The 537-nt window shown below is 43.9% G+C and carries 1 protein-coding gene; it reads left to right on the top strand.

The features are described 5' to 3' along the window. The coding region (gene thrR / locus ACV1FX_RS41770) for a transcriptional regulator ThrR (protein ID WP_473123291.1) at positions 1-431 on the top strand (431 nt) is incomplete at its 5' end. Positions 432-537 lie beyond the last annotated feature (106 nt).

Genomic DNA, 537 nt, shown 5'->3' with positions numbered 1-537 from the left:
CATTTTATTTAGTGCGTGAAGACGTTCTGCCTGATGCGATGCGGAAAACCCTTGAAGTCAAAAAGCTGCTCGACAGAAAAAAGGCTGGATCGGTTGCAGATGCCGTGCAGAAAGTTGATTTAAGCAGAAGCGCTTTTTACAAATACCGAGATGCGGTTTTCCCTTTTTACACGATGGTTAAAGAACAAATAATCACACTTTTCTTTCATTTGGAGGATCGGTCAGGCGCGTTATCCCAGCTTTTGCAGGCGGTGGCTGACTCAGGAAGCAACGTGCTTTCCATTCACCAGACGATTCCGCTTCAGGGCAGGGCGAATGTCACGCTCTCAATCAGTACGTCCGCAATGGAAGAAAACATTCATACGTTAATGAATAAAATGAGAAAATTTGATTTTATAGAAAAAGTTGAGATCTTAGGGTCAGGCGCGTAAGGAGAGAAGAGACATGAAAGTCGGTTATTTAGGGCCAGAAGCCACATTTACACATCTAGCAGTCAGTTCCTGCTTTCAAAACAGCGTGACACAAGCACCTTATCAA

It is taken from the genome of Bradyrhizobium ingae, assembly GCF_055791185.1.
The sequence above is the reverse complement of the archived record's forward strand: the minus strand, read 5'-3'. Positions and strand labels throughout refer to the sequence as shown.